Below are 24406 nucleotides of genomic sequence, written 5' to 3'. Positions count from 1 at the left end.
ACCGCCTTGACGACCACGCCCGCGCCCACCACCCCGGTGCTGCCCGCCCCGCACGACATGCGCTGCCCGTTCAGCCCGCCGCCCGCCTACACCGACGCCGCCCGCACCGGCTCCGTCAGCCGCGCCGCCCTGCCCGACGGCACCCCCATCTGGCTCGTGACCGGCTACGCCGAGGTGCGCACCGTCCTGTCCGACCAGCGCTTCAGCGCCGACGCCCGCCACCCCGCCTTCCCGCTGTTCGCCCCCGACCGGCGCGAACTCATCGCCGAGAACCCGGCGTTCATCCGGCTCGACGACCCCGAACACGCCCGGCTGCGCCGCATGGTCACCGGGGACTTCCTGGTCAAGCGGGTCGAGGCGATGCGGCCCGAGATCCAGCAGATCGTCGACGACGCCCTCGACCGGATGACCGACGGCGTCACCGAGGCCGACCTGGTCGGCGCGTTCGCCCTCCCGGTCCCGTCGCTGGTGATCTGCCTCCTGCTCGGGGTCCCCTACGAGGACCGGGAGATGTTCCAGGCCCTCAGCGCCACGCTGCTCAACACCTCCGCCCCCAAGGAGGAGGTCGCCCGGGCCAACGACGAGATCCTCGACTACCTCGGCGGACTCGCCGCCCACAAGAAGGAGCACCCGGCCGAGGACATCCTCAGCCGCCTCGCCGCCCGGGACGACCTCACCCTGCGCGAGATCGCCTCCACCGGCGTGCTGCTCCTGATCGCCGGCCACGAGACCACCGCCAACATGATCGGGCTGTCCACCGTGCTGCTGCTCCGGCAGCCCGAGCGGATCGCGAAGCTCGCCGACCCGGCCGCCGTGCCCGGCGCGGTCGAGGAACTGCTGCGCCACACCACGATCGTCCACACCGGCCTGCCGCGCGTGGCCGTCGAGGACATCGAGCTGGACGGCACGCTCATCCGGGCCGGGGACGGCGTCTTCGCGATGCTGTCCACCGCCAACCGGGACGAGGGCATGTTCGGCGGCCCCGACCGCACCTCGCCCGACGACGTCGACCTCGACCGCGACGCCCGGCGCCACCTGGCCTTCGGCTTCGGCGTGCACCAGTGCCTCGGCCAGCCGCTGGCCCGGGCCGAGCTGCAGATCGCGCTCGCCACCCTGTTCCGCCGACTGCCCGGCCTGCGGCTCGCGGTGCCCGAGGACGAGTTGCGGTTCCGCTCCGAGAACATCATCTACGGACTGAAGTCGCTGCCCGTCACCTGGTGACCCGGCTGGCCCCCGGGCCGGGGCGGGGGCAGGCTGGAAGGGCGAACGACAGACCCGGCCTGCCGCGCCCCGTCGAGGCGTGCCCGGACCGGCCGAGGAGACGGAGCCCGCAGATGACCGACATGAGCGACCGGGCCCACGTGAGCACCGAGACCGACGAGGACGTCCGCGCCGCGGACCCCGAGGAGGGCGTCACCTCGATGCAGAACCTTCACGCGCAGGACGAGTCCCGGGCGGAAGGCGAACCCATGCTGGACGAGAACGGTACGAGCAGCAGCTGACCAGCTGACGGACGAGGGCGTGTCTTCCGGTCCGAGCCGGAAGACGCGCCCTGAGGCCGCCCGGACGTCCCGGGCGGCCTCCGGCTACCGCTGGTGTCGCTCCCGGACGGGCGGCCGACCGGCGGGGGAGGATAGGCGCATGACCGAGCACACTCAGGGCGGCGGGCGGGTCCAGCCGCCCGCGGACCCGCGCGCTTCGTGGGCGACCTGGACCACGCAGTCGATCATCAGCGGGCCCGGCGGGGTCACCACCGCCGAGGTCGGGCCGATCTCCGGCGACCTCACCGTGCACACCACGTGGGTGGACGGCGAGGCCCGGCTGACCGTCCAGTACACCGGCGCGCTGGACTGGTACACGGTGTCCGGCAGCCCCGTCCCGGCGGCGGACGAGACGACCGCGCGGGCGATCCACCAGGCGATGGTCAACGGCGTCAAGGCCGGCCGCGGCGCCGCGGCACCGCCCGTCGCGGGGTAGCCGGGCAGCGGGGTAGCCGGGCAGCGGGGTAGCCGGGCAGCGGGGTAGCCGGGCAGTCGGCTACCGCGCGGCGGCGTCCCAGTAGGAGGCGTCCGCCGGACGGCGCCGGCGCAGGTCCTCGCGGACCTCGCCGGCCAGCCGTCGGGTGTCGCGCCGGTTCACGGTGGCACCGATGCCCGCGCCGACCAGCAGCGGCGTCACCGAGGGCAGCCGGCGCAGCGAGCTGCGGGTCAGCCGGCGCCGGACCTGCTGGCGCACCTCCGCGCCGAGCGCCAGCGCGGCGAAGCCCGCCGGGCGGGCCAGCAGCGTGGCGTCGACGCCCCGGCGATTGGCCCACGCGGAGAGGTAGGCGGTGGCCCGCTGGGTGACGCTCCCGGTCGCCGGAACGCCGTAGACCTCGTGCAGCTCGGCGATCAGCTTGACCTCCACGGCCGCCACGGCGAGCGTCTCGGCCGCGATCTCCACCGGCATCGCGGGCGGCACCGGCAGCATCGCCGCCGCGCCGACACTCGCTCCGAGCGCGCCCGACGCCCTGGTCGCGCCGAGCACCAGCAGGTCGGCGAGCTGCTCGGGGTCGGCGGCGCCGGGGTGCTGGGCCCGCAGCGTGGCCAGGCTGCGGACCGGGATGCGCGGCGCAGCCCGCACGAGCTGGTCGGTGAGCGCCCGGCCGCCGATCGCGGCGCCCTTGGCGGCGGCGCGGCCACCCGTGCCGAGCCGCCGGGCGACGCCGCGCACCAGGGACCGGCCGCGGCCGCCCTCCGCCCGGTACTCGGCCACCTGCCACTCGCCGACCGGCCGCTCGGCCTCCTCGACCAGGCCGGCGAGCTCGTCCGCGAGCTGCTCGGGGACGGCGGCACCGGGCTCGGAGCGGTCCGAACGGCCGGGCTTGCGGAAGATTGCCATGCACATCCGCTACCCGGTCCGGGCGGGTGCTAGTCGGTTCGTCGCGCCCTCCGGCCCTTATGGCAGCGGCTCGGCGTGCACCGGAAGGTGCGGGGACTGGTGACCGCCGCTGGCGAGCATGCGGACCTCGCCGGCGTCGCTGATCTCGGCCCGGACGATGCCGCTCGCGTCCTCGTACACCGGATGGCCGCCCGGGCCTGTCGCGCTCGTGCGCGCGACCACGACCACGTCCTGCGGCGCCTGGGTGCCGGGGGTGCCGGGGAAGGTGAGTGCGTAACGTGTGGGCGGGTTCATCACCGACCTCCTCCTGGTACCTGTACGCCCTGCCCGCGTCCCGGGGCCGTCTCCCGGCCCGGTGGGCGGTGGTCTACGCGGTGGCCTCGGCCGTGGCCCGGGCGGAAGCGCCGCGGACCTCCAGTTCGGCGAGCAGCCGGGCGGTCGCCTCGGTGACCGCCTCGACGGCCCGGTCGAAGGCCTCCCGGTTGTGCGCGGCCGGGGCGCGGAACCCGGACACCTTCCGGACGTACTGCAGCGCGGCGGCGCGGAAGTCGTCCTCGTCGGCGTCGGGAGTCACGGGGGGTCGCAGCGTCTTGATGTTGCGGCACATGCCCCCAGTCTCCCGCGCGGGCGGCCCGCTGGCGAGCCCTTCCGACGAGCCCGTGCCGTCACCCGGCGTGTCCGCCCCGGCCGGCCGCCTCCGCACCACCCCGCGTCACCGGCCCGTCATGATCGGCTTACGGGACCGTCACCCGGGCGGATTAGGATGCCGGACGAACGAATGCGCCCCGATCCGTCCGCACTTCTCCCCCGGAGCCACCCCCTTGCCTCTCGCGCTGGTCGCCCTGGCCGTCACCGCGTTCGCCATCGGCACCACCGAGTTCGCCGCCATGGGGCTCCTCCCCCAGGTGGCGGACAGCCTGCACGTCTCGATCCCCCAGGCCGGCTGGCTGATCTCCGCGTACGCCGTCGGCGTCGTGATCGGCGCTCCGCTGCTCACCGCACTCGCCGCCGGACGCCCGCGCAAGGCGGTGCTGGTCGCCCTCGCCGGGGTCTTCGCCACCGGCAACCTGCTGTGCGCGCTCGCCCCCGACTTCTGGACGCTCGCCGCCGCCCGGCTCGTCACCGGGCTGCCGCACGGAGCGTTCTTCGGCGCCGGAGCGGTGGCCGCCGCCGAACTGGTCGCCCCCGACAAGAAGGCCCGCGCGGTCGCCGTCATGTTCTCCGGCCTGACCGTCGCCAACATCGTCGGCGTGCCCGCCGCGACCCTGCTCGGGCAGCACCTCGGCTGGCGGGCGACGATGCTCGTCGTCGTCCTCATCGCCGCCGCCGGCACGCTCGCCATCGCCCGCCTCGTGCCGCACCTGCCCTCTCCCGCCCAGTCCGGGCTCCGGCACGAGCTGCGCGCCTTCCGCAGCGGGCAGCTGTGGCTGGCGCTGGCCACCGTCGTCTTCGGGTGCGGCGGGTTCTTCGCGTGCTACAGCTACATCACGCCGCTGCTCACCGAGGTCTCCGGGTACGCCACCGGGTCCGTGACGCTGGTGCTCGCGCTGTTCGGCGTCGGGATGACGATCGGCAACGTGCTGGGCGGCTTCGCCGCCGACCGGGCGCTGCGACCGACCGTTTGCGCGGCGTTCCTGCTGCTGGCCGCCGCGCTCGGCCTCTTCGCGGTGACCGCGCACGCGGAGTGGTCGGCGGCCGTGACCGTCGTGCTGATCGGGCTGTTCGGCTTCGCGATCGTGCCGGCCGTGCAGACCCTCGTCATGCAGAAGGCGCGCAGTGCGCCGACGCTGGCCTCGGCGACCGTGCAGGGCGCGTTCAACCTGGCCAACGCCCAGGGCGCGTACTTCGGCGGCCTCGCCCTGGACGCCGGCCTCGGCTGGACCTCGCCGACCCTCGTCGGCGCCGGGCTCGCGGCGTCGGGCGCGGTGGTCGCGCTGCTCGCGTGGGCCGCCGACCGGCGCCGGCCCGCGGACGGTGCGCCCGCGGCGCCGGTGCCGGCCGGGGAGGCCCGGGAGGCCGCGGCCGTCTGGGGCACGCCTTAGCCGACGGGCTCGATGTCCCGGTGGGCGTCGGCCAGGAGCTGGTAGCCGGCGCCGTTGAGCTTGATCCCGGCCCGCTCGTCCTCGGTCAGCTCGCGCCGGACCTTCGCGGGCACGCCGGCGACCAGCGAACCCGGCGGCACCTGCATCCCCTGCGGCACCACGGCACCGGCCGCGACCAGCGAACCGGCGCCGATCCGGGCGCCGTTGAGGACGGTGGCGTTCATCCCGACCAGGACGTCGTCCTCGACGGTGCAGCCGTGCAGCACCGCGTTGTGCCCGACGGAGATCCGCTCACCGACCACCAGCGGGAAGCCCGGGTCGGCGTGCAGGGTGCAGTTGTCCTGGATGTTGCTGCCCGCGCCGACCGCGATGGCCTCGGCGTCGCCGCGCAGCACCGCGCCGTACCAGACGCTCGCCCCGGCGGCGACGGTCACGTCCCCGACCACGACGGCGTTGGGCGCGACGAACGCCCCGGGATCGACGGCGGGCACCCTGCCCCCGACGGCGGCGATCAGCGGCTCTGCCATGTCTCGTCCTCCTGCTGACGATCAACTGCTCTCTCGCCGGTCACCGTAGGACGTCGGCCGACGGCACCGGAAGAGGGGTCCGTCCCAGCGACCGCCGCCTGTCCCGCAACCGGCAGCCGCATCCCCCGTTTGGGCGACTTTGCATCGGAATGGCCGAGGCGAGTTGTAAAGTCTTTACATGACCACCGCTCCGCACGACCGGTCAGAGGTTCCGGCCACCGTGCCCACGGTGGCGCTGGCCGATGCCCGCGCCGAGCTCTCGAAGATCGTCACTCTGGCCGAACACACCGGCCGCATCACCGCCATCACGCGCTACGGCAAGCCCGTCGCCGCAGTCGTGCCGGCCGCGTTGCTCCACCTGCTGTCCGGCGCCCACATCGGGCCTCGCCCCATGGCGGCCACGGACATCGAGCGGATCGCCGCTCGGGCCCGGTCCGCGGACACCCAACCCTCCAGCGACGACATCCGCACGGTCATGGACGACGTCAAGGCCGACAGTCCCGATCCCCATGCCGTCGCAGCCCCCGCCGACTTGCGGGAAGAACGCGTACGCGCCATCGCCGAGGCGCTCAGCGAATGGATCGACACTCCGCTCTCCGCCGTCATCGACGTGCACCGGCCGCGCGCCGAGCCGCCCGTTGACAGCGAGCCCGGAGCCGCTGACAGCGAGCCGACCATAGGTGACGTGCTGGAAGCCCTGGCCATCCGAATCAGCCGCGAGGCAGCGGAGTGATCGTCATCGATGCCAGCGCGACCGTCGAATTACTGGTCGGCACCGGACCCACCGCCGACCGCGTACGGGAGCGCCTCATCGGCGAGGACGTGTACGCCCCGGCACACCTCGACCACGAGGTCAGTCGTGTGATCTGCCGCCTGTGGCAGAAGCACCTGCTCGCCGAGGCCGACGCAACCGCTGCGGTCAACGATCTGGACGCCCTCGACGTCCAGCGCATCCCGATTCCCGGGCTGCTCCAGCGGGCTTGGTCGCTGCGGGACAACACCTACGTGGGTGACGCGTTCTACATCGCGTTCGCCGAGACGTTGCTCTGCCCGCTACTCACGACCGACGCGAAGATGGCAGGTGTCCCTGGGATCACGTGCCTCGTCGAGCACGTCCCAAAGGTCTGACATCGCACGGTACTTGCCCCATCCGGCCCCATCCGGCCGCGCCCCCGGGGTGGGGCGGGGGCGCGGCGGGGGCGCAGGTCAGGAGGCGGGGGCCTTCGTGCGGAGGACCTCGATGAAGGCGCGGAGCCAGGCGGGGTGGTCGGGCCAGGCGCGGGCGGAGACGACCACGCCGTCCACGACGGCCTCGGCGTCGACGAACTCGGCGCCCGCGGCCTTCACGTCCGGGGCGAGCGCGGGGTAGGCGGAGCTGCGGCGGCCGGCGAGGTCGCCGGTGGCGGCGCTGATCAGCGGGCCGTGGCAGATCTGCGCGACCGGCTTGTCGCCCGCGAAGAAGTGGCGGACGATGCGCTGCACCTCGGGGTCGTTGCGCAGGTACTCGGGGGCCCGGCCGCCGGGGATCACGAGCGCCACGTAGTCGGCCGGGTCGACGTCGGCGAAGGCGACGTCCGCGGGCCAGGTGTAGCCCGATTTCTCCGTGTAGGTGTCGAAGCCGTCGACGAAGTCGTGCACGACGAACTGGAGGCGCTTCTTCGTCGGCGCCGCGATGTCGACCTGGTAGCCCTCCTCGCGCAGCCGCTGGTACGGGTAGAGCACCTCCAGCGACTCGGCGGCGTCCCCGGTGACGAGCAGGATCTTCGATGTCATCGCCGACATCCCTCCGTGTGATCGATCGTCAGGCACGAAACGGGCCGCGGGCCCGGTACAACCTCCCGCACCCGCCGCGGCGTTCGCAACAGGGCGCACCGGGTGAACTGCGGCGCGTGACGGTTCTCGCGCGCCCCGAAAGGGCCGTGCGCGCCGGGCCCTGGCCGTCCTAGACTCCTCACCGCACGAACCACGTTCCAAGGAGTCACATGTCGGACCGCACCACCTACCTCGTCCTGGCGGGCTACGAGAACTCGGGGCCCGAGCACTGGCAGACCCGGTGGGAAGAGGCCGAGCCGGAGGCGTTCCGTCGGGTCCAGCAGGCCGACTGGGACCGGCCGGAGGCCGGGGACTGGGTGGCCCGGGTGGACGCCGCGGTCGCGGAGGCCGCGGCGGCGGGGCCCGTGGTGCTCGTCGCGCACAGCCTCGGCTGCATCACGGCGGCGCGCTGGGTGGCCGGTGCCGCCGCGGAGCGGACGGCCGCCGTGCGGGGTGCGCTGCTGGTCGCGCCCGCCGACATCGACAACGCCGACGTCCCGGTGCTGGCCGGCTTCCGCCCGGTGGCGCTGGCGCCGTTCCCGTTCCCCGCGGTGGTGGTCGCCAGCACCGACGACCCGTGGGTGACGACCGATCGGGCGCGGGAGTTCGCCGGGGCGTGGGGTGCCCGGTTCGTCGAGGCCGGGGCCCACGGGCACCTCAACTCGGCGGCCGGACTGGGAGACTGGCCGGCGGGCCGGGCACTGCTCGCCGAGCTCTGACGGCAGCGGGCCACCAAAGACGGGCAACCGAAGACGGGCAACGACACCGAGGCTCCCCCTCCGGGAGCCCTCGCACCGACGACCGGGGGGACGACGGGGGATGCGCGGACGAGTCACGCCGCGGATGCGGCGCACACTGGTGCGGGCGCTCGCGGGCGCCGGGCTGGCGGCCGTCCTGCTCTACACCGTGGGGCAGTGGGAGAGCCGCTCCGGCGGCCGGATGCAGGTCGCCGACCTGCTGAACCGGCCCGAGGCGCTGCTCGGCGCGGCGCTGGCCGCGATGATCGGCGCCGCGTGGCTGGCCGACCGGCGCAGTGCCGTGCGGTCGGCCACCCGGGCGGTCACGGTCACCGCCGGGGTGGTGTTCCTGCTCGGCGCGGTCGCCGTGCACAAGGTGTCGGCGGCGGAGACGCGCAGCCGCGAGAGCGCCCCGGCGGGGGCCGAGCGGGCGCTCGTCGTGGTGCACCGCTCGTACGGGACGGGGCCGGAGCCGGGCGAGCACTGGCAGGTACTGCTGGAGTCCGGCAGCGGCTGGGACGCCCGCCGCTGGACGCTGGCCGACGTCGGCGGCGCGCCGGGCGACGGGCGGCTGGTGCAGGCGAGTTGGACGGGCCGGGACCGGATCACCATCATGACGGACGCCTACCAGCGGGTGTTCACCCTCGACCCGGACACCGGCGAGCCGGTGGAGGCGCGGTAGGCGGACGGACCGAGGGGCCCCGCAGGAATGCTCCTGCGGGGCCCTCCGTCCGCCATCTGCCGTCCGCCGTCCGCCGTCCGCCCGGCTCAGCCGTCGTCGGAGTGGTCGGGTGTGGGCGTGCCGTGCGGGCGTCCGGGGCCCTGGGTCGTGCCGCCGGGGCTGCCGGAGGCGGACGGGCTGCCGCTCGGGCCGGCCGGGTCGCGCTTGGGCGGCGGGTCCGGGATGTAGACGGTCGTGAAGTCGTCCTCCGGCATGGACTTCACCGCGTCGCTCATCGCCTGCCGCCAGATCGGCCCGGGGCCGGTCGCGCCGAAGACCTCCTCCTGGTAGTGGCCGCCGATCCGGATGTTCTTCATCGGCACCTTGGTGCCCGGGCTGCCCAGCCACACCGAGCCGGCCAGGTTGCCGGTGTAGCCGGTGAACCAGGCCGACTTCTTCTCGTCCGTGGTGCCGGTCTTGCCGGCGATCTGGCGGCCGTCGTCGAGGCCGAGGTCCTTGCCGGTGCCCTTCTCGGTCACGCCGAGGAGCACGGTGTTGACGACGTCCGCGGTGTTCTGGGACATCACCTGGTCGCACTTGGCGGGGGGCACGGGGACGTCCTTGCCGTCGACCGTCGAGATCCGGGTGATCGCGGCCGGCGCGCAGTACCTCCCGCGGGCGGCGAAGGTCGCGTACACGTTGGCCATGGTCAGCGGGCTGACCTCCTGCGTGCCGAGGCCGATCGCGGGCACCTCCTGGAGCGCCTCGCCGCTGGCCTTGGCCGTCACGCCCAGCTTGTTGGCCATCTGCTTGACGGCGCAGAGGCCGATCTCCTGCTCCATCTGCACGAAGTAGGTGTTGACCGACTTGGCCATGGCCTCCTTGAGCTCGTAGGGGCCGACCTCGCTCGCGCTCTCGTTCGGGATGGTGCCTTCCTTCTTGCCCTTGCTCAGGTTCTTCCACGTGCCGTTGCAGGTCGACATCGTCGGCCAGTCCATCCGGTTCGGCGCCGAGTAGGACTGGGTGGGCGGCAGCCCCGCCTCCAGGGCGGCGGCGGCCACGATGGGCTTGAAGTTGGAGCCGGGCTGGAAGCCGATGCCGCCGCCCATCACCGCGTCGACGTTGTAGTTGACGACGGTCTCGTTCTTCTCCTTCGCGAGGCCGTACGGGCGGGTCTGGGCCATCGCGAGGATGTCGCCGGTGCCGGGTTCGACCATCGTCATCGCCGCCGAGACCGGGTCGGTCACGTACACCAGGTCGGAAACGGCCTTCTGGGCGGCGGCCTGCTTCTCCGGGTCCATGGTGGTGAAGATGTTGAGGCCGCCCTGGTCCCACAGCTTCTTGCGGTCGGCGGCGCTCTTGCCGAACGCCGGGTCCTGCTTGACGACGTGGCGCACGTAGTCGCAGAAGAAGCCCATGCCCGCCCTGGCGGTGATGCAGCCGTTCTGCGGGTCGCGATAGTTGAGGCCGAGCGGCGCGGCCTTGGCCTCCCGGGCCTGATCGGCGGTGATGTGCTTGTTCTCCACCATCTTGTCGATGACGGTGTCCCGGCGCTTCTGCGCGGCCACCGGGTGGAGCTTGGGGTCGTACTGGGACGGGTTCTGCACCAGCCCGGCGAGCATGGCCGCCTCGGGGAGGGTGAGGTCCTTGGCGTCCTTGGCGAAGTAGCGCTGGGAGGCGGCCTCGATGCCGTACGCCTGGTGCCCGTAGAAGGTGATGTTCAGGTAGTTGGTGAGGATCTGGTCCTTGGTCAGGTCCTCCTCCAGCTTGATGGCGTACTTGAGTTCCTGGATCTTGCGGCCGAGCGTCTTGCGCTGGGCCTCGGCGACCGCGACCGGGTCGTCGCCGGCCTTCTCGACGTTGACGTTCTTCACGTACTGCTGGGTGAGCGTGGAGGCGCCCTGGACGGTGGCGCCGCTCTCCGCGTTCTTGGTGATGGCCCGCAGGATGCCCTTGAGGTCGACGGCGCCGTGCTCGTAGAAGCGGGCGTCCTCGATGTCCACCTGGGCATGTCTGATCAGCGGTGACATCTGCTCGGCCGGGATGACCGTGCGGTCCCGCTCGTAGACCTTGGCGATCAGGCCGCCCTTGGCGTCGAAGATCTGCGTCGCCTGCGTCAGTGGAGGCGTCTTGAAGTCGTCGGGGATGCTCTCGAAGCTTTCCGCACCGTTCTTCGCACCCAGCCCGATCGCGCCGGCCCCGGGGAGCACGATCCCCGCGAGCAGGACGCCACCGAGCACACTGCTGCCGAGGAACGTGGCCGTGTGCCCGACCAGCCCGAGCGGGGTTTCCCGGCGCCGGGGTCGTGGCACCCACGTGTCGCCGGGGTCCGGGGCAGGTATGCGGCTCTTCCGTGACATAGCTGGAACACTACGGCCACGAAAAGCCGCTGAGGAGCGGGTGTTGGCCAAGCTTTGTCACAAAACCGCGACAGGTTCGACTCATTCGAGACGATCGGTCACACGTCCGGGCGGAGGCCGGGGCGATCACTCACGGTTTGTCGGCCCTCGCCCGGTTTGGCACGCGTGGATCATGTGCGCGTCATCCGGCCGGGCAGGTCACGTCCTCGGCGGGGAGCCGCCCGCTGAGCAGGAACGCGGTGACGGCCGCGTCGCCGCAGGCGTTGCCGTTGGCGGCGTACGCGTCGTGGCCGCCCGAGTCGATCGACACCATGCGGGCTCGGGGGCCGAACGCCTCACGGAGCTTCAGGGCACCCTGGTAGGGGGTGGCGGGGTCGCGGAGGTTCTGGGCGAGGAGCACGTTCGCCGGGCCGCGGGAGGTGACGCGGGTCGGCGGCTCGGCGGGCTTGAACGGCCAGAACGCGCACGGCATGACGTTGACGGGCATGCCGGCGGTGAGCGGGCGGGCGGCGCGCTCGGCGGCGGTGTCCCGGGCGTACGCGGCCGGGTCGGTGGGCCACGCGACGTCGTTGCACAGGGTGCCGACCGAGACGGCGATGGTGTTCTGGACGGCCTGCTCGGGCGGCGTGACCGGGGCCGGCAGCGGACGGCGCCCGAGACCGGCCAGCATCAGCCGGGCGAGGTCGGGGAACTTGGCGTCCGCGTAGAGGCTCTGCAGCATCGTCTCGCGCAGCACGTTGCCGTTCAGCTCGGCCGGGTTGGCGCCGGGCCAGGTCAGCGGCGCACGGTCCAGGCGGGCGGCGAGGTCGAGGAAGAGCGGGCGGACCTCCTCGGGGCTGTCCGCGACGCGGTCCGGGTTCCCGGGCGCCGAGGCCCACTTGGCGAAGTCGGGGAACCGGTCCTCCGCACCGGGGCCGAAGTTGGCGAGCCAGCCGCGCTCGACGCGGGACGGGTCCGGGTCGTCGTTGCTGTCGAGGACGACCCGGTCGGTGCGCCCGGGGAACATCGTGGCGTAGACGGCGCCCGCGTACGTGCCGTACGACGTGCCCCACGCGGAGAGCCGGCGCTCGCCGAGGGCCTGGCGGACGCGGTCGATGTCGCGGGCCTCGTTGCGGGTGGAGATGCTGCGCAGCACCGGGCCGCCGTTGCGGGCGCAGGTCTCGGCGACCCGGCGGGCGGTGGCGAGGTTCTCGTCGATCGAACCGTCGGCGGCGGGCCAGGGGCGCAGCTTGACCATCGCGAGGTCGGGCGTGTCCAGGCCGCAGCTGACCGGCGTCGAGCGGCCGACGCCGCGCGGGTCGAAGCCGACCAGGTCGAAGCGGTCGAGGACGGACTGCGGCAGGTGCCGGGCCGCGTTCGTCGGGAGGTTCAGGCCGGAGCCGCCGGGCCCGCCGGGGATGGTGAGCAGCACGCCGTGGCGCTCGTCCGGCTTGGCGGCGCGGATCCGGGAGACGGCGAGCGTGATCTGCTCGCCGTGCGGATCGGCGTAGTCCAGCGGGACGGTGACGGTGGCGCACTGCTGGCGGGGGTCGACGGTGCCCTGGCAGGAGGTCCAGGCGAGGCCCTGGCCCGGACGGTCGGCGGCTGCGGCCGCGGCGGGCAGGGCGGTGAGGGAGAGCGCGGCCACCGCGGCGACGGCGGCGGCCCGCTTGAGGTTCGACTTCGTGTTCGGCATGGTCAGAATTCTTCGCCAGAACGCCACTTGACCCCATCCGGCCAACCGGCCGGTCCCCGGTAGGGTAATCCCCCGCCCGGCCGCTGCGGCACGCCCACGGGTTGGTCACTGCGGTGGTCCGGCCGGTCCGGCGCCGATGATTTCGGGGGGCTGCGGCGGACCTTGGCAGCCGCGCGACCGCTGAGGAGGCGTGAGGTGGACGAGGGGACGCACGAGCACGACGACGGGCAGGAAGGTCACCAGGACGGGCACGGCAAGGAGCACGGGCACGGCGGGGCCGGGGCCGCAGCGCACGGGCACGGGCACTCCCACGGACCGGCGGCGCCCGTCTCCGCCCGCCTGCGCCGGATCATCGCCGCCGTGCTCATCCCGTTCGCGCTGGCCGTCCTGGCCGGTCTCGTGGTGCTGTGGCCCGGCGGCGTGCCGTCGCACCCGCGCACCGGGGTCGGGTTCGACCAGCAGGTCCGGCACGGCCGGGTCACCAAGGTGCAGGAACTGCCGTGCAGCGCCGTCAACCCGGCCGACCAGGGCACCTGCCGACAGGACACCGTCGAGGTGACCACCGGTCCGGACAAGGGCCGCACCTTCGCCGTCGTCGTGCACCCGGGCGAGCCGCGGCAGTACGACGTGGGCGAGGAGGTCGTCCTCACGTACGCGCCGGACGCGCCGCCGGACCTCCAGTACAGCGTGGTCGACGTCGACCGGAACCTGCCGATGGGGGTGCTCGCGGGCGTCTTCGCGGTGGCCGTGGTCGCCGTCGGGCGGTGGCGCGGGCTGGCCGCGCTGGTCGCGCTCGCGATCAGCTTCGCGGTGCTGTCGCTGTTCATCCTGCCGGCCGTCCTGCGCGGCTCGGACCCGCTGCTGGTGGCCATCGTCGGGGCGAGCGCGATCATGCTGATCGCGCTCTACCTGTGCCACGGGCTCTCCGCCCGGACGTCGGTCGCGGTGCTCGGCACGCTCGTCTCGCTCGTCCTGATCGGCGTGCTGAGCCTGGTGTTCGCCTCCTGGGCACACCTGACCGGCAACACGTCGGAGGAGACCGGGCTGGTCCACGACCTGTACCCGGGCATCCAGATCCGCGGCCTGCTGCTGGCCGGGTTCGTCATCGGCTCGCTCGGCGTGCTCTTCGACGTGACGGTCACCCAGACCTCGGCGATCTGGGAGCTGCACGCGGCCGACCCCGGCATGGGTGTGCGCAAGCTCTACCGGACGGGCATGCGGATCGGCCGCGACCACATCGCGTCGACCGTCAACACCCTGGTGCTCGCGTACGCGGGCGCGGCGCTGCCGCTGCTCCTGCTGTTCTCGATCGCGCACCGCAACGTGATCGACGTGGCGACGAGCGAGCTGGTCGCCGAGGAGATCGCGCGGACCCTCGTCGGCAGCATCGGGCTCGTCGCCTCCGTGCCGGTGACCACCGCGCTGGCCGCGCTGATCGCCGCGGCCGACCACCCGGGGGCGGCGGCGCGCGGCGGTCGGCACCGGCACGCGTAGGGGCTCTACAGGCCCAGCAGCGCCGGGTCGGAGGCGGCGGCGCGCAGCGCCTCGCGGGGGTCGGCGACCAGCCGGCGCTCCGTCAGGTCGAGGATGCCGCCGACACCGGTGACCTCGGCCGCGACGACGCCGTCGGTGCGGGTGATGCGCTGCACCACCTGGAAGGTCTTGCCGTCGCGCCACACGAACGCGCAGCTCACGTCGACGGTGTCGCCGGCGCGCAGCTCGCGCAGGTACCTGACGGTCGTCTCCAGCACCACCGGGCCGACGCCCTTGGCGACCAGCTCGGCCTGGCGGATGCCGGCGGCCCGGAGGTACTCCCAGCGGGCGTGTTCGGCGTACTGGAGGTAGACGGACTGGTTGAGGTGGCCCTGGGTGTCGGTCTCGTACCCGCGGACCGTCACCCGCGTCGTGAAGTCGTGATCGGTCATGGTCGGCACGCTACTCCGGGGGCCGGCGGGGCCACCGTGTGGCGTCGGTCACCAGGGGCTCACGGGAGGAGGTCGAGGAGCGGGGCGAGGGCGGCCGGGCGGCGGTCGACCGGCAGGTGGTCGACGGGGTGGAACGCGCAGCCGAGGGCCGTCGCGCCGCCGTCGCAGGTGCGGTCGTCGCCGACCATCAGGACGTCGGCCGGCGCGAGGCCGAGCCGTGCGCAGGCCGCTTCGAAGATGACCGGGTCCGGCTTCTGCGCGCCGACCTCGACGGACAGGACGTAGACGTCGACGAGCTCGTCCAGGCCGTGCGCGCGGAAGACCGGGCGCAGGTCCCAGCCGATGTTGCTGACCACGGCCACCGGGACGCCGCGGCGGCGCAGCTCGCGCAGCGTCGGTTCGGCGTCGGGGTAGGGCTGCCAGCTGGCCGGGGCCATGTGCGTGTCGTAGAGGGCGTCGACGTCGAGCCCGGCGGGCGGCTCGGCGGCGCGGGCCAGCGCGGTGTACGCGCTCCGGTGCAGCTCGGCGCTCAAGTCCCGGACGTCCCAGGCCTCCTGGACGTCCGCCGGGATCCGCCGGGGCGCCACGCCGCCCGGCAGGGCGCCGAACTCCTCCAGGCGGGCGACCAGTTCGGCCCGCTCCCGGTCGGTCAGCGCCGGGCCGGCGGCGGCCGTGTGGGCGTCGAGCCACCGGGCGGTGGAGACGACGCGGAAGAGCGTCCCGGAGAAGTCGAACATCACGCCTTTGGTCACGCCGCCGAGACTACCGGGCACCGGGGGCGGGCTCGCCGGCGTCCGGCGGTTCGACGGCGGACGTTCAGCGGACGGACATGTCGCCCTACGGGAGGGTGAGGATCCGCGGGCCGTCCTCGGTGATGGCGACGGTGTGTTCGATGTGGGCGGCGCGGGCGCCGTCCGTGGTGCGGAGCGTCCAGCCGTCGGGGTCGGTGGCGTAGTCGTCCCGGCCGCCGGCGATGAGCATGGGCTCGATGGCCAGCACCAGGCCCGGGCGCAGCGGGTAGCCCCGGCCTGGGCGGCCCTCGTTGGGCACGTGCGGGTCCTCGTGCATGCGGCGTCCGATGCCGTGGCCGCCGTAGCCGTCCAGCAGGCCGTAGCGGGCGCTCCGGGCGACGGTGCCGACGGCGTGCCCGATGTCGCCGGTGCGGTTGCCCGCGACGGCGGCGGCGATCCCGGCCTCCAGGGCGCGGCGGGTGGTGTCGATCAGCGCGGTGTCCTCGGGCCGGGCGGTGCCGACGGTGAAGCTGACGGCCGCGTCGCCCGCCCAGCCGTCGAGGAGAGCGCCGCAGTCGATGCTGACGAGGTCGCCGTCGCGCAGCCGGTAGCCGTCGGGGATCCCGTGGACGACGGCGTCGTTCACCGAGGCGCAGATGACGGCCGGGAACGGGACGGACGCGAAGGAGGGCCGGTACCCGAGGAACGGCGAGGTGGCCCCGGCCGCCCGCAGCACTCCTCGCGCGATCTCGTCCAGCTCCAGCAGGCTCACCCCGACCGCCGCTTCGGCCTGCATGGCGGCGTGGGCATTGGCGACGACGCGGCCGGCTTCGCGCATCGCGGCGAGGGCGGCGTCGGACTTGATCTCGACCATGGGGGTGGGGCGTCCTCTCGGAATCCAATTCTTATACCGGTATTTGTATCACGGTCGAGGGCGGGAAAGGGACACCGCTCCGCCCGGGAAGGCTTAGGATCGGCAGCATGGTGAGGACTCCGCTGACCCCGTGGGAGCGCGAGCGCGGCGAGCGCTTCGGGGCGTTGCTGCGCGAGGCGCGCGGCACGCGCAGCATGGTCGAGGTGGCCGCGTCGGCGGGGATCTCGGCGGAGACGCTGCGCAAGATCGAGACCGGCCGGGCGCCGACGCCGTCGTTCTTCACGATCGCCGCGCTCGCCTACGCGCTCGACCTCTCGCTCGACGGGATCGCCGCCGCCTGCGCCCTGCCGGAGGACGGCGAGGCGCTGTCGGCGTGAACGCGGACGCCCGCCCGGGCGCAGGTGCACCGGGCGGGCGTCGCCTTCGGATCGACGGAGGGCGTCAGCCGACCGAGCTGTTGTAGCTGTCGATCGCCGGCTGCAGCTCCTTGGCCGCGTCGGCGAGCGCCTGCTGCGCCGTCTTCGAGCCCTTGATCGTCTGCTCGATGGCCGTCTCCACGCCCTTGCGCGCCTGCGGCATCACACCCAGCAGGCAGCCGGCCGTGGCCGGGGTCGGCTTGGTGGCCTTCAGCTGGTCGATGGCGGTCTGGAACTGCGGGTACTTGGCCACCCACTCCTTGTCCTTGGGGTCGTCCAGGGACTTGGTGTTCACCGGGAAGTAGCCGGTGCCGCTGTGCCAGGCGGCCTGCTGCTCCGGCGAGGTCAGGAACTTCTCGAACTCCCAGGAGGCGCGCTTCTCGGCGTCCGAGTGGCCGGGACCGCTGATCCACAGCGAGGCGCCGCCGATCACCGGGCCGCCCTGGTCGCCCGCTGCGACCTTCGGGAAGGCGGCGGTGCCCACGGTGAACTTGGCCGCCTGGGTGTAGCCGCTCAGGACGCCGGTGGACTCCAGGTGCATCGCGACGGTGCCGGCCTTGAACGCGGCCTGGGCGTCGTCGGTGTTGCGCCCGGTGTTGGCCGCGTAGCCGTTCTTGACCAGGTCGGCCCACCACTGGACGATCTGCGCGCCCTGGGCGGAGTCGAAGACGACCTTGCCGGCCTTGTTGCTGCGCCCGTTGTCCTGGTCGCAGTACATCGTGCCGGACTCGGCCAGCAGCTGCTCGACGAACCAGCCGTAGATGGCGGCGCCGAAGCCGTAGCGCACCGTCTGGCCGCTCGCGTCCTTCTTGGTCAGCTTCTGCGCGAGGTCGCCGAGTTCGGCGAGGTTCGTCGGCGGCTTGGCCGGGTCGAGGCCGGCCTCCTTGAAGGCGTCGGTGTTCAGGTAGAGCAGCGGCATCGAGGAGTTGAACGGCATGCTCTGGAGCTTGCCGCCGGCCGAGTAGTAGTTGCGGATGTTCGGGTCGAGGTCGGCGAGCGAGTAGCCGTCCTTGTCCGCGAAGGCCTGGGCGGGGACCGTCTGCCTGGAGTCGATCATGAAGCGGGTCCCGATGTCGTAGACCTGCACGACGGCGGGGGTGCCCTTCTGCTGCACCGCGGCCTTGTACTTGGCGACCAGGTCGTCGTACTTGCCCTGGAACTCCGCCTTGACCTCGATCTTGCCCTGGTGGGCCGCGTTGAACTGGCTCACCAGGCCGTTCAGCACGTCGGCGTTCTTGCCGGTCATCGAGTGCCAGAACTCGACGGTGGTGACGCCGGATGCCTGGTCGAGGGCCTGGGCGCCGGGGGCCGCCGCGTCACCGGAGCCGCCGGAGCCCGACGTCGAGCCGCTGGAGCTGCAGGCGGTCAGGGACAGGCCGGCCACCAGCAGGGCCGCGAGCGCGCGTGCACTCTTCTTCACGGGGGTTCTCTCTCTGTGGGGTGCGGGAGGGACGGACGAGCTGATCAGCGCACGGCGCCCGCGGTCAGGCCGCGGACGATGAACCGCTGGCCGAAGACCACCAGGGCGAGGGTCGGCAGCAGCGAGAGGACGACGCCGGCGAGGATCAGGCCGGGGTCGGACATCTCGGAGTCGCGCAGCGAGGTCAGACCGATCTGCAGCGTCTGCATGTTCGCCGTGCGGGTGATGATGAGCGGCCAGAAGTACTGGTTCCAGGCGGACAGGAACACGTAGATCGACAGCGCCGCCAGGGCCGGCTTGTTGAGCGGGACGACGATCTTCCACAGGAAGCGCCAGTGGCCGGCGCCGTCGATCCGGGCCGCGTCGCGCAGCTCGGCGGGCAGTTGGCGGAACGACTGCCGCAGCATGAACGTGCCGAAGCCGGAGGCGAGGAAGGGCAGCACCAGGCCGAAGTAGGTGTTGCCGAGGCCCCAGTCCGACAGCGTCAGGTAGTTGGGGATGATGATGGCCTCCCAGGGGACCATCAGCGTCGCCAGGAACACCCCGAACACCACGGCCCGCGCCCGGATCGGCAGGAAGACGAAGGCGTACGCGGCCAGGATCGAGGTGAACAGCTGGGCCAGGGTGATGGCCGTCGCCGTGATCGCCGAGTTGGCGTACTGGCGGGCCAGCGGGATGGTCTCGACGGCGCCGGAGAAGTTCCGCCCGGTGACGGAGTGGGGCACCAGCGCCGGCGGGTACGAGGAGAGTTCGGACGGGCCCATGAAGGCGCCGGCCACCGCGTAGTACACCGGGAAGGCCACGGTGACGACGGCGACGGCGAGCACCAGGTAGACGGCGGCGCGGGCGAGCAGCTCGCGCGGGGACCGGCCGGCCAGGACGCCCGTGCGGCGACGGGGCTCGGCGGCCTCCGTGACGACAGTGGTCATGCGTAGTGCACCTTCCGCTCCAGGACGCCGAACTGGACGGCCGTGCAGGCGAGGACGACCAGGAGCAGCACGACGGCCTGCGCGCTCGCGGTGCCGAAGTCGCTGGAGCCGTACGCGAACGCCTTCTCGTACACGGAGTAGACGAGCGTGCGCGTGGCGCCGTCCGGACCGCCCTTGGTGAGGATGTGGATCTGGCCGAAGCTCTGCAGCGAGTGGACGGTGGAGACCACGGTGAGGAAGAACAGGTGCGGGCCGAGCATCGGCACGGTGATCGAACGGGCCAGCCGCAGGCCGGTCGCACCGTCCAGCCGCGCCGCCTCCATGATCTCGCCGGGGATCGAGCCGACGCCGGCCGAGAGCACCAGGACGTTGTAGCCGAGGTTCATCCACACGGTCGTGGCGGCGACGGACACCAGCGCGTACCGGTCGTCGGTGAGCCAGCCCACCGGGCCGAGGCCGACGTGCGAGAGCAGACCGTTGATCACCCCGCTCGCGGGGTTGAAGAACACCGCGAAGACCACGGACGCGCTGGCCACCGAGAAGGCGAACGGCAGCGCGAACGCGGAGCGCAGCAGCCGCACACCGCGGATCCGGTTCTCCAGGAGCAGCACCAGCACGAGCGCGCCGAGGACCCCGGGCACGACGGTGAGCAGCGTGAACAGGGCGGTGGTGACCAGCGTGCGGCCGAAGTCGGCGGAGCTCAGCAGGTCGGTGTAGTGCTGAAACCCGACGTAGCGGGAGGGCGCGCCGAACAGGTCGTTGGCGTGGGCGCTCAGGTAGAGGGTCCGCCCCAGCGGGTAGCCGATGAACAGGACGAAGACGGCCAGCGAGGGCAGCAGGAAGGCCCAGGCGAGGCCGTGCTCGCCCCAGCGGCGGCTGCGCCGCGGGTGGGGCGCGGGGTGCGGTGCGGTCGGCATGGGTGAGCGCGTCCGCCTTTCGTGATGTCGGTTCCGGCCGAAACCGTGTCCTGCCCGTGCGACGCGCCGGGAACCCTGCGGTGATCAACCGGTGACCACGGGATTACGCGTTCGCGTCAAATCCGGACGGTCGTGCGCGGAGCAGCGTTCGGGCCGTCGGTGGTGCGGCGTACGGTTCCCACGTGAACGACGGGATCGTCGACGTGCGGGCCGGAATGGCCGAAACCTTGCGGGGGCGGGAGGGCGCCTGGGCGTTCGTCAGGCCCGGCCGGAACGCACTGGCGCTCGTGATCGAGGACGACCTCATCGCGGCCAGGGCCCGTACGGAGGAAGCGTTGAACGCGCTTTGAAAATGCTGCGGCCCAACGGCCCGGCGTGGCCGGACCGTTGGGCCGTGGTGCGCTCGTCAGGCCGTGACGCCGCCGTCGAGGACGAGGTCGGCGCCGACGGTGTACCCGGCCTCGGACGAGGCGAGGTAGAGGACCGCGGCGGCGGCCTCCTCGACCGAACCCGTCCGGCCCAGCGGGACGGCGTCCTTCATCCGCTCGGCCTTGTCCGCGGCGCTCTCCCCGGGGCGGGTGGACATCGTCGTCTCCACCGGGCCGGGGCTCACCAGGTTGATCCGCACGCCGTCCGCGATGTGGTCGCGGGCGGCGGCCCGGGTGATCGCGGTGACGGCGGCCTTGCTGGCGGCATAGGCACCGAGGCCGGCGACGCGCTGGTGCACGCCGATGTTGGAGGAGATGTTGACGATCGCGCCGCCGCCGTTGGCGCGCAGGTGGGCGATCTGGTGCTTCATCGCGAGGAAGGTGCCGGTCAGGTTGATGCCGATGACGCGGTCCCACTCGGCCTCGTCGATGTCGGCGACCGGGCCGGCGCCGCCGAACACGCCCGCGTTGTTGACGGCGACGTCCAGTGCGCCGAGGTGCTCGACGGTCTCACGGACCAGCCGGGCCGCGTCCGCGCCGTCCGTGACGTCGCCGGTGAGCGCGACGGCCTTGCCGCCCTCGCGCTCGATCAGCTCGACGGTCTCGGCGAGCGGGCCCCCGGTGCGGCCCGCGACGGCGACCCGGGCGCCCTCCCGGGCGAAGGCGAGCGCGACCGCGCGACCGATGCCGGTGCCGCCTCCGGTGACGAGGACGGCGCGGTCGGCGAAGCGCTTGCTCATGACGTGAACTCCTTGATGTGGATCGTGCTTTCGGATGATGTGGCAGTGCGGGTGGTTCGGGTAGTTCGGGGGTTTCGGGTGGTGCGGGTGGTGCGGGTGGTGCGGGGCAGCGTCGCGACCGCGGCGCCGGTGAGCGCCAGGGCGGCGGCGCCGGCCGCGAAGGCCGCCGCGTAGCCGCCGACGACGGTCGGCCGGGTGGCGGCGAGCGCCATCAGGGCGGCGACGCCGGCCGTGGGGCCGAGTTCCATCGCCGTGTTGAACAGGCCGGCGGCGAGGCCGGTCCGCTCGGGCGGCACCCCGCCGGTGGCGAGGACGGCCGCGCCGGCGAAGGCCGGTCCGGCCCCGGCGGGCAGGAGGAGCAGGCCGGGCAGCAGCCCGACGGCGTACCCGCTGCCGGGTGCGAGGCCGGCCAGCAGGGCGAGGCCCGTCGCCGCCACGGCCAGGCCGCCCGCGGTGACCGTGACGGCGCCGTACCGGGCCGTCAGCGGCGCGGCGAGGCGGCCGGCGAGCACCAGCACCGCCGCGTACGGGAGGAAGGCGGCCGAGGTGGCCAACACGTCCCAGTCGCGGACCTGTTGGAGGTAGAGGGCGAGCAACAGGAAGGTCAGCGCGGTGCCGGTGGCGGTCACCATGACGGCGGCGAGCGCGGTGGCGCGGCGGCGGTCGGCCAGGAAGCCGGGCGGCAGCAGCGGGTCGACGGCGCGCCGTTCGGCGGCGGCGAAGGCGAGGAGCAGGACGAGTCCGGCGGCGAGCGGGGCGAGCACGACGGGAGTGCCCCAGCCGTGGTCGGTGGACGCGACCAGGCCGTAACTGGCCGCGCACACACCGGCGGTGGCGAGGACGGCACCCCGCAGGTCCAGGCCCGGCCCGCGCCCACGACCGGGCTCGGCGGGCGGCAGGCCACCGGAGCGCACCAGGGCCAGGGCCGCGACCAGCACGGGCACGGCGAACGGCCAGCGCCAGGACGCCCACGCCGCGACCACGCCCGAGATCAGGCTCCCCGCGGTCGCCCCGAGCACCGAGAGCCCGCCCCACGTCGCCATCGCCCGGCGGTAGTCGGCGGCCCCCGGGTGCAGCGCCCGGACCACCGCGACCGCCGCCGGGGCGACCAGCGCCGCACCGGCACCCTGGCCGAACCGGCCCGCCAACAGCGCGGCGAAGCCGGGCGCGACGGCGCAGGCGGCGGAGGCCGCGCCGAACAGGGCGAGCCCGGCCCGTAACACGCGGCGCCCGCCGTACCGGTCGGCGAGCCGCCCGCCGAGCAGGAGCAGCGAGCTGAACGAGAGCCCGTAGGCCGCGCTCAGCACCAGCACGCCGGACGGGCCGAGCCCGAACTGCCGCGCCACCAAGGGCAGCGGGACGGTGAGGAGCATGAGCGTGAAGATCAGCGCGACCTGGACGGCGCCGAGCAGCGCGAAGCCTGTTCGCGCCGTTGCCATTGCCGCTGCCATTGCCGCTGCCATTGCCGCTGCCATTGCCGGAGCCCGAGAGCCCGGCATGGACAACCCCCTCATGACCACTCCCCCTATGTAGACCGTTCGGTTCAGAATAAGGACACAAAAAGGCCGCGCGGCCGCCACCCCGCGACCTCGGTCAGCCCAGCAGCACGAGCGCCTGCTCGGCGGCGTCCCGCACGCGCGCCGGCCCGTCCGCGACCTTGCCCATCACGCGCATGCCCTGCATCAGCACCATGAGCGTCCGCGCCAGCGCCCGGGGGTCGCGCCCCTCGGACAGCTCCCCCTGCGCCTCGGCGCGCACGAGCGCGGCGGTCAGCAGCGCCTCCAGGTGGCCGAGGCTCGCCTCCACCCGGCGCGCGGCCGACGGGTCGTGCGGCGCCAGTTCGACCGCCGTGTTGACGACGAAGCAGCCGCGCTCCCGCTCGCTCCCGGTGGATTCCGCCGCGTACCGGCGGACCACCGCACGGACCGCCGGCAGCACCGGCCCGGGCCGGGAGAGCTCGGCGAGCAGCACCGGGTCGGTCTGCTCGCCGTAGCGCTCCAGCGCGCGCAGGTACAGCTCATGCTTGCTGCCGAACGTGGCGTACAGGCTCGCGCGGCCGATCCCTAGCCCCTCGACCAGGTCGGCCATGGACGTGGCCTCGTAGCCGCGCCGCCAGAACAGCTCCAGGGCCGCCTGCAGCGCCGCGTCCGGGTCGAATTCCTTCGTTCGCGCCATGGTGGAACGCTAAACCTTTCTGGACCGCTCGGTCAATATAGAAGTTTGCAAGGGGCTCGTCCGACTCTTCTCCTGTCGATCGACGGCCGGCCCGCACGCCGGCCGACTTGACGGAATTCGCCAGAGCCGAGGGGAATCTGACGGACCATTGTCAAGTGGACTAGACCATAGCTACCCTTGCCGACCACCCCTCCTCCCCCACACCAGGAGGCGTTGCCCCATGTCCGTCCACTTCCCCACCACCCCGCGCGCCGTGACCGACAGCGCCCGCCCGCTCGCCCTGGCGGCCTTCCGGGTCGTCGTCGGCCTGCTCTTCGCCTGCCACGGCGCCGCCTCCCTGTTCGGCGTCCTCGGCGGCGCCAAGGGCGGCGGCACCGTCCCGTTCGGCCAGTGGCCGGGCTGGTGGGCCGCCCTGATCCAGCTGGCCGGCGGCCTCCTCGTCGCGGTCGGCCTCGGCACCCGCTGGGCCGCGCTGCTCTGCTCCGGCTCGATGGCCTACGCCTACTTCACCGTCCACCAGCAGCACGCGCTGCTCCCGCTGCAGAACGGCGGCGAGCCGTCCGTCATGTTCTGCTGGGCGTTCCTCGCCATCGCCGCCATCGGCTCCGGCCCGTACGCCCTGGACCGGCTGCTGCCGGGCCGGGCCCAGGCCGCCGACCACGCCACGGAGCCGGCGGCGGAGCCCGCCCGGGTGAGCCAGCCCTGACCGTTCTCCGCGAGGTGCCGGCCGGGCTAGGACCGCTCCCCCTCCGCGAGGTGCCGTTCGACGGACGCGACCTTGGCGGTGAGGCCGTCGGTGACGCCGGCCCGGTCGTCGATCTTGATGACCGTGCTCACCCGGCCGCTGTAGGCCTTCACCGCCTCGATCGCCGCCCTGATCACCGGCATCACCTCGTCCCACTCCCCCTCGACGCTGGTGAACATCGCGTCCGTGCGGTTGGGCAGCCCGCTCGCCCGCACGACGCGGACGGCGGCGGCGACCGCCTCCCCCACGTCCTCGCCGATGCCCAACGGGGTGACCGAAAACGCAGCGATCACGGCTGCACTCCTCTCGAACGGCACTGGTCGCGGGGGGGGGGGGGGGCGGCGGCCGCGGCCCCGCCGCGAGCGAGAGAACAAACCGGCCGCGGGCACCACACACACAAGACCCGCGGTCG

29 protein-coding genes are annotated in these 24406 nt (G+C 73.4%); 12 read left to right on the top strand and 17 right to left on the bottom strand.

Going from position 1 to position 24406, the window contains the following annotated elements; all coding sequences use genetic code 11:
* Window positions 1-6 precede the first annotated feature (6 nt).
* The 3 genes from ACFV4G_RS04375 (at window position 7) to ACFV4G_RS04365 (ending at window position 1977) form a co-directional block, all read left to right on the top strand.
* On the top strand, window positions 7-1221 hold the full coding sequence (locus tag ACFV4G_RS04375) for a cytochrome P450 (protein WP_380436321.1): 1215 nt from the start codon (window positions 7-9) through the stop codon (window positions 1219-1221).
* 113 nt (window positions 1222-1334) lie between these two features.
* Entirely contained in the window at window positions 1335-1502 is a 168-nt protein-coding gene (locus ACFV4G_RS04370; RefSeq protein WP_380436319.1) for a hypothetical protein, read from the top strand.
* A 139-nt stretch (window positions 1503-1641) separates the two neighbouring features.
* Complete coding sequence (locus ACFV4G_RS04365) at window positions 1642-1977, top strand: hypothetical protein (RefSeq protein WP_380436317.1); 336 nt, start codon at window positions 1642-1644, stop codon at window positions 1975-1977.
* A gap of 60 nt (window positions 1978-2037) precedes the next feature.
* Here ACFV4G_RS04365 and ACFV4G_RS04360 read toward each other — a convergent pair whose 3' ends face one another.
* The 3 genes from ACFV4G_RS04360 to ACFV4G_RS04350 all read right to left on the bottom strand — a co-directional run bounded on the left by ACFV4G_RS04360 (window position 2038) and on the right by ACFV4G_RS04350 (window position 3487).
* Complete coding sequence (locus tag ACFV4G_RS04360; protein ID WP_380436315.1) at window positions 2038-2880, bottom strand: hypothetical protein; 843 nt, start codon at window positions 2878-2880, stop codon at window positions 2038-2040.
* A 57-nt stretch (window positions 2881-2937) separates the two neighbouring features.
* Window positions 2938-3174 carry a DUF6296 family protein gene (locus ACFV4G_RS04355; RefSeq protein WP_380436313.1) on the bottom strand — a complete coding sequence of 79 codons (237 nt, stop codon included), beginning with the start codon at window positions 3172-3174 and terminating at the stop codon, window positions 2938-2940.
* A 73-nt stretch (window positions 3175-3247) separates the two neighbouring features.
* Entirely contained in the window at window positions 3248-3487 is a 240-nt protein-coding gene (locus ACFV4G_RS04350) for a DUF2277 domain-containing protein (RefSeq protein WP_380436311.1), read from the bottom strand.
* Window positions 3488-3701: 214 nt separating this feature from the next.
* Between ACFV4G_RS04350 and ACFV4G_RS04345 the strand changes: the two genes are divergently transcribed.
* Window positions 3702-4922, top strand: a complete 1221-nt coding sequence (locus ACFV4G_RS04345; RefSeq protein WP_380436309.1) for an MFS transporter — start codon at window positions 3702-3704, stop codon at window positions 4920-4922.
* On the opposite strand, the gene ACFV4G_RS04340 is transcribed toward ACFV4G_RS04345, so the two are convergent.
* A complete protein-coding gene (locus ACFV4G_RS04340) occupies window positions 4919-5449 on the bottom strand; it encodes a gamma carbonic anhydrase family protein (protein ID WP_380436307.1) in 531 nt (176 codons plus the stop codon). The two genes, ACFV4G_RS04345 and ACFV4G_RS04340, sit on opposite strands and share 4 nt — an antisense overlap.
* 178 nt (window positions 5450-5627) lie before the next feature.
* Here ACFV4G_RS04340 and ACFV4G_RS04335 point away from each other — a divergent pair, with 178 nt between their 5' ends.
* Window positions 5628-6182 (top strand): type II toxin-antitoxin system Phd/YefM family antitoxin, encoded by a 555-nt coding sequence (locus ACFV4G_RS04335; RefSeq protein ID WP_380436305.1) that lies wholly within the window; start codon window positions 5628-5630, stop codon window positions 6180-6182.
* Window positions 6179-6577: a type II toxin-antitoxin system VapC family toxin gene (locus ACFV4G_RS04330; RefSeq protein ID WP_380436303.1), complete on the top strand. Its 399-nt coding sequence runs from the start codon at window positions 6179-6181 to the stop codon at window positions 6575-6577. The genes ACFV4G_RS04335 and ACFV4G_RS04330 overlap by 4 nt, the downstream gene beginning before the upstream one ends.
* A gap of 78 nt (window positions 6578-6655) precedes the next feature.
* Here ACFV4G_RS04330 and ACFV4G_RS04325 read toward each other — a convergent pair whose 3' ends face one another.
* Window positions 6656-7222 (bottom strand): DJ-1/PfpI family protein, encoded by a 567-nt coding sequence (locus ACFV4G_RS04325; RefSeq protein ID WP_380436301.1) that lies wholly within the window; start codon window positions 7220-7222, stop codon window positions 6656-6658.
* A gap of 209 nt (window positions 7223-7431) precedes the next feature.
* Here ACFV4G_RS04325 and ACFV4G_RS04320 point away from each other — a divergent pair, with 209 nt between their 5' ends.
* Both ACFV4G_RS04320 and ACFV4G_RS04315 read left to right on the top strand, forming a co-directional pair.
* Window positions 7432-7980, top strand: a complete 549-nt coding sequence (locus ACFV4G_RS04320) for an RBBP9/YdeN family alpha/beta hydrolase (RefSeq protein WP_380436299.1) — start codon at window positions 7432-7434, stop codon at window positions 7978-7980.
* Window positions 7981-8080: 100 nt separating this feature from the next.
* Window positions 8081-8680: a hypothetical protein gene (locus tag ACFV4G_RS04315; protein ID WP_380436297.1), complete on the top strand. Its 600-nt coding sequence runs from the start codon at window positions 8081-8083 to the stop codon at window positions 8678-8680.
* 86 nt (window positions 8681-8766) lie between these two features.
* Here the strand turns inward: ACFV4G_RS04315 and ACFV4G_RS04310 are convergent, their stop codons facing one another.
* Both ACFV4G_RS04310 and ACFV4G_RS04305 read right to left on the bottom strand, forming a co-directional pair.
* The gene (locus tag ACFV4G_RS04310) at window positions 8767-11019 is read right to left on the bottom strand and encodes a transglycosylase domain-containing protein (RefSeq protein ID WP_380436295.1); all 2253 of its coding nucleotides are present in this window, start codon (window positions 11017-11019) and stop codon (window positions 8767-8769) included.
* A 181-nt stretch (window positions 11020-11200) separates the two neighbouring features.
* Window positions 11201-12694, bottom strand: a complete 1494-nt coding sequence (locus tag ACFV4G_RS04305) for an alpha/beta hydrolase (RefSeq protein WP_380436293.1) — start codon at window positions 12692-12694, stop codon at window positions 11201-11203.
* A gap of 195 nt (window positions 12695-12889) precedes the next feature.
* Here ACFV4G_RS04305 and ACFV4G_RS04300 point away from each other — a divergent pair, with 195 nt between their 5' ends.
* Window positions 12890-14188, top strand: a complete 1299-nt coding sequence (locus ACFV4G_RS04300; protein ID WP_380436291.1) for a YibE/F family protein — start codon at window positions 12890-12892, stop codon at window positions 14186-14188.
* Window positions 14189-14193: 5 nt separating this feature from the next.
* On the opposite strand, the gene ACFV4G_RS04295 is transcribed toward ACFV4G_RS04300, so the two are convergent.
* From ACFV4G_RS04295 to map, 3 genes are all read right to left on the bottom strand, one after another.
* The gene (locus ACFV4G_RS04295; RefSeq protein WP_380436289.1) at window positions 14194-14619 is read right to left on the bottom strand and encodes an acyl-CoA thioesterase; all 426 of its coding nucleotides are present in this window, start codon (window positions 14617-14619) and stop codon (window positions 14194-14196) included.
* A 59-nt stretch (window positions 14620-14678) separates the two neighbouring features.
* Window positions 14679-15371: an HAD-IA family hydrolase gene (locus tag ACFV4G_RS04290; protein WP_380436287.1), complete on the bottom strand. Its 693-nt coding sequence runs from the start codon at window positions 15369-15371 to the stop codon at window positions 14679-14681.
* Between the two features lie 85 nt (window positions 15372-15456).
* On the bottom strand, window positions 15457-16224 hold the full coding sequence (gene map / locus ACFV4G_RS04285) for a type I methionyl aminopeptidase (RefSeq protein WP_380436285.1): 768 nt from the start codon (window positions 16222-16224) through the stop codon (window positions 15457-15459).
* Between the two features lie 107 nt (window positions 16225-16331).
* On the opposite strand from map, the gene ACFV4G_RS04280 reads away from it, so the two are divergent.
* Window positions 16332-16601, top strand: coding sequence for a helix-turn-helix transcriptional regulator (locus ACFV4G_RS04280; RefSeq protein ID WP_329927160.1), 270 nt, complete (start codon window positions 16332-16334; stop codon window positions 16599-16601).
* Window positions 16602-16665: 64 nt separating this feature from the next.
* On the opposite strand, the gene ACFV4G_RS04275 is transcribed toward ACFV4G_RS04280, so the two are convergent.
* Genes ACFV4G_RS04275 through ACFV4G_RS04265 form a run of 3 tightly spaced genes read right to left on the bottom strand, consistent with a single transcriptional unit; the run spans window position 16666 to window position 19906 of the window.
* Complete coding sequence (locus ACFV4G_RS04275; protein ID WP_380436283.1) at window positions 16666-18060, bottom strand: ABC transporter substrate-binding protein; 1395 nt, start codon at window positions 18058-18060, stop codon at window positions 16666-16668.
* Window positions 18061-18104: 44 nt separating this feature from the next.
* Entirely contained in the window at window positions 18105-18989 is an 885-nt protein-coding gene (locus ACFV4G_RS04270; protein ID WP_380436281.1) for a carbohydrate ABC transporter permease, read from the bottom strand.
* Window positions 18986-19906 carry a carbohydrate ABC transporter permease gene (locus tag ACFV4G_RS04265; RefSeq protein ID WP_380436279.1) on the bottom strand — a complete coding sequence of 307 codons (921 nt, stop codon included), beginning with the start codon at window positions 19904-19906 and terminating at the stop codon, window positions 18986-18988. The genes ACFV4G_RS04270 and ACFV4G_RS04265 overlap by 4 nt, the downstream gene beginning before the upstream one ends.
* 182 nt (window positions 19907-20088) lie before the next feature.
* Here ACFV4G_RS04265 and ACFV4G_RS04260 point away from each other — a divergent pair, with 182 nt between their 5' ends.
* The gene (locus ACFV4G_RS04260) at window positions 20089-20256 is read left to right on the top strand and encodes a hypothetical protein (protein ID WP_380436277.1); all 168 of its coding nucleotides are present in this window, start codon (window positions 20089-20091) and stop codon (window positions 20254-20256) included.
* A 56-nt stretch (window positions 20257-20312) separates the two neighbouring features.
* Here ACFV4G_RS04260 and ACFV4G_RS04255 read toward each other — a convergent pair whose 3' ends face one another.
* The 3 genes from ACFV4G_RS04255 to ACFV4G_RS04245 form a co-directional block, all read right to left on the bottom strand.
* The gene (locus ACFV4G_RS04255; protein WP_380436275.1) at window positions 20313-21074 is read right to left on the bottom strand and encodes an SDR family NAD(P)-dependent oxidoreductase; all 762 of its coding nucleotides are present in this window, start codon (window positions 21072-21074) and stop codon (window positions 20313-20315) included.
* Window positions 21071-22513, bottom strand: a complete 1443-nt coding sequence (locus tag ACFV4G_RS04250; RefSeq protein ID WP_380436273.1) for an MFS transporter — start codon at window positions 22511-22513, stop codon at window positions 21071-21073. The genes ACFV4G_RS04255 and ACFV4G_RS04250 overlap by 4 nt, the downstream gene beginning before the upstream one ends.
* Window positions 22514-22667: 154 nt before the next feature.
* A complete protein-coding gene (locus tag ACFV4G_RS04245) occupies window positions 22668-23249 on the bottom strand; it encodes a TetR/AcrR family transcriptional regulator (protein WP_380436271.1) in 582 nt (193 codons plus the stop codon).
* Between the two features lie 220 nt (window positions 23250-23469).
* On the opposite strand from ACFV4G_RS04245, the gene ACFV4G_RS04240 reads away from it, so the two are divergent.
* Window positions 23470-23955 (top strand): DoxX family protein, encoded by a 486-nt coding sequence (locus ACFV4G_RS04240; RefSeq protein WP_380436269.1) that lies wholly within the window; start codon window positions 23470-23472, stop codon window positions 23953-23955.
* A 26-nt stretch (window positions 23956-23981) separates the two neighbouring features.
* On the opposite strand, the gene ACFV4G_RS04235 is transcribed toward ACFV4G_RS04240, so the two are convergent.
* A complete protein-coding gene (locus ACFV4G_RS04235) occupies window positions 23982-24287 on the bottom strand; it encodes an MTH1187 family thiamine-binding protein (RefSeq protein ID WP_380436267.1) in 306 nt (101 codons plus the stop codon).
* Between the last annotated feature and the right edge of the window lie 119 nt (window positions 24288-24406).

The organism is Kitasatospora sp. NPDC059747 (genome assembly GCF_042732955.1).
Classification (GTDB): domain Bacteria; phylum Actinomycetota; class Actinomycetes; order Streptomycetales; family Streptomycetaceae; genus Kitasatospora.
Note: the sequence above shows the minus strand (reverse complement) of the source record. Positions and strands in the feature narration are given on the sequence as shown.

What these genes read in the sequence shown, in the direction of transcription:
- ACFV4G_RS04325 (WP_380436301.1), bottom strand. Translation starts at nt 7,222, where the DNA reads ATGACATCGAAGATCCTGCTCGTCACCGGGGACGCCGCCGAGTCGCTG.
- ACFV4G_RS04370 (WP_380436319.1), top strand. Translation starts at nt 1,335, where the DNA reads ATGACCGACATGAGCGACCGGGCCCACGTGAGCACCGAGACCGACGAG.
- map (WP_380436285.1), bottom strand. Translation starts at nt 16,224, where the DNA reads ATGGTCGAGATCAAGTCCGACGCCGCCCTCGCCGCGATGCGCGAAGCC.
- ACFV4G_RS04255 (WP_380436275.1), bottom strand. Translation starts at nt 21,074, where the DNA reads ATGAGCAAGCGCTTCGCCGACCGCGCCGTCCTCGTCACCGGAGGCGGC.
- ACFV4G_RS04270 (WP_380436281.1), bottom strand. Translation starts at nt 18,989, where the DNA reads ATGACCACTGTCGTCACGGAGGCCGCCGAGCCCCGTCGCCGCACGGGC.
- ACFV4G_RS04360 (WP_380436315.1), bottom strand. Translation starts at nt 2,880, where the DNA reads ATGGCAATCTTCCGCAAGCCCGGCCGTTCGGACCGCTCCGAGCCCGGT.
- ACFV4G_RS04265 (WP_380436279.1), bottom strand. Translation starts at nt 19,906, where the DNA reads ATGCCGACCGCACCGCACCCCGCGCCCCACCCGCGGCGCAGCCGCCGC.
- ACFV4G_RS04305 (WP_380436293.1), bottom strand. Translation starts at nt 12,694, where the DNA reads ATGCCGAACACGAAGTCGAACCTCAAGCGGGCCGCCGCCGTCGCCGCG.
- ACFV4G_RS04240 (WP_380436269.1), top strand. Translation starts at nt 23,470, where the DNA reads ATGTCCGTCCACTTCCCCACCACCCCGCGCGCCGTGACCGACAGCGCC.
- ACFV4G_RS04280 (WP_329927160.1), top strand. Translation starts at nt 16,332, where the DNA reads ATGGTGAGGACTCCGCTGACCCCGTGGGAGCGCGAGCGCGGCGAGCGC.
- ACFV4G_RS04335 (WP_380436305.1), top strand. Translation starts at nt 5,628, where the DNA reads ATGACCACCGCTCCGCACGACCGGTCAGAGGTTCCGGCCACCGTGCCC.
- ACFV4G_RS04315 (WP_380436297.1), top strand. Translation starts at nt 8,081, where the DNA reads ATGCGCGGACGAGTCACGCCGCGGATGCGGCGCACACTGGTGCGGGCG.
- ACFV4G_RS04250 (WP_380436273.1), bottom strand. Translation starts at nt 22,513, where the DNA reads ATGGCAACGGCGCGAACAGGCTTCGCGCTGCTCGGCGCCGTCCAGGTC.
- ACFV4G_RS04340 (WP_380436307.1), bottom strand. Translation starts at nt 5,449, where the DNA reads ATGGCAGAGCCGCTGATCGCCGCCGTCGGGGGCAGGGTGCCCGCCGTC.
- ACFV4G_RS04350 (WP_380436311.1), bottom strand. Translation starts at nt 3,487, where the DNA reads ATGTGCCGCAACATCAAGACGCTGCGACCCCCCGTGACTCCCGACGCC.
- ACFV4G_RS04320 (WP_380436299.1), top strand. Translation starts at nt 7,432, where the DNA reads ATGTCGGACCGCACCACCTACCTCGTCCTGGCGGGCTACGAGAACTCG.
- ACFV4G_RS04245 (WP_380436271.1), bottom strand. Translation starts at nt 23,249, where the DNA reads ATGGCGCGAACGAAGGAATTCGACCCGGACGCGGCGCTGCAGGCGGCC.
- ACFV4G_RS04295 (WP_380436289.1), bottom strand. Translation starts at nt 14,619, where the DNA reads ATGACCGATCACGACTTCACGACGCGGGTGACGGTCCGCGGGTACGAG.
- ACFV4G_RS04355 (WP_380436313.1), bottom strand. Translation starts at nt 3,174, where the DNA reads ATGAACCCGCCCACACGTTACGCACTCACCTTCCCCGGCACCCCCGGC.
- ACFV4G_RS04365 (WP_380436317.1), top strand. Translation starts at nt 1,642, where the DNA reads ATGACCGAGCACACTCAGGGCGGCGGGCGGGTCCAGCCGCCCGCGGAC.
- ACFV4G_RS04310 (WP_380436295.1), bottom strand. Translation starts at nt 11,019, where the DNA reads ATGTCACGGAAGAGCCGCATACCTGCCCCGGACCCCGGCGACACGTGG.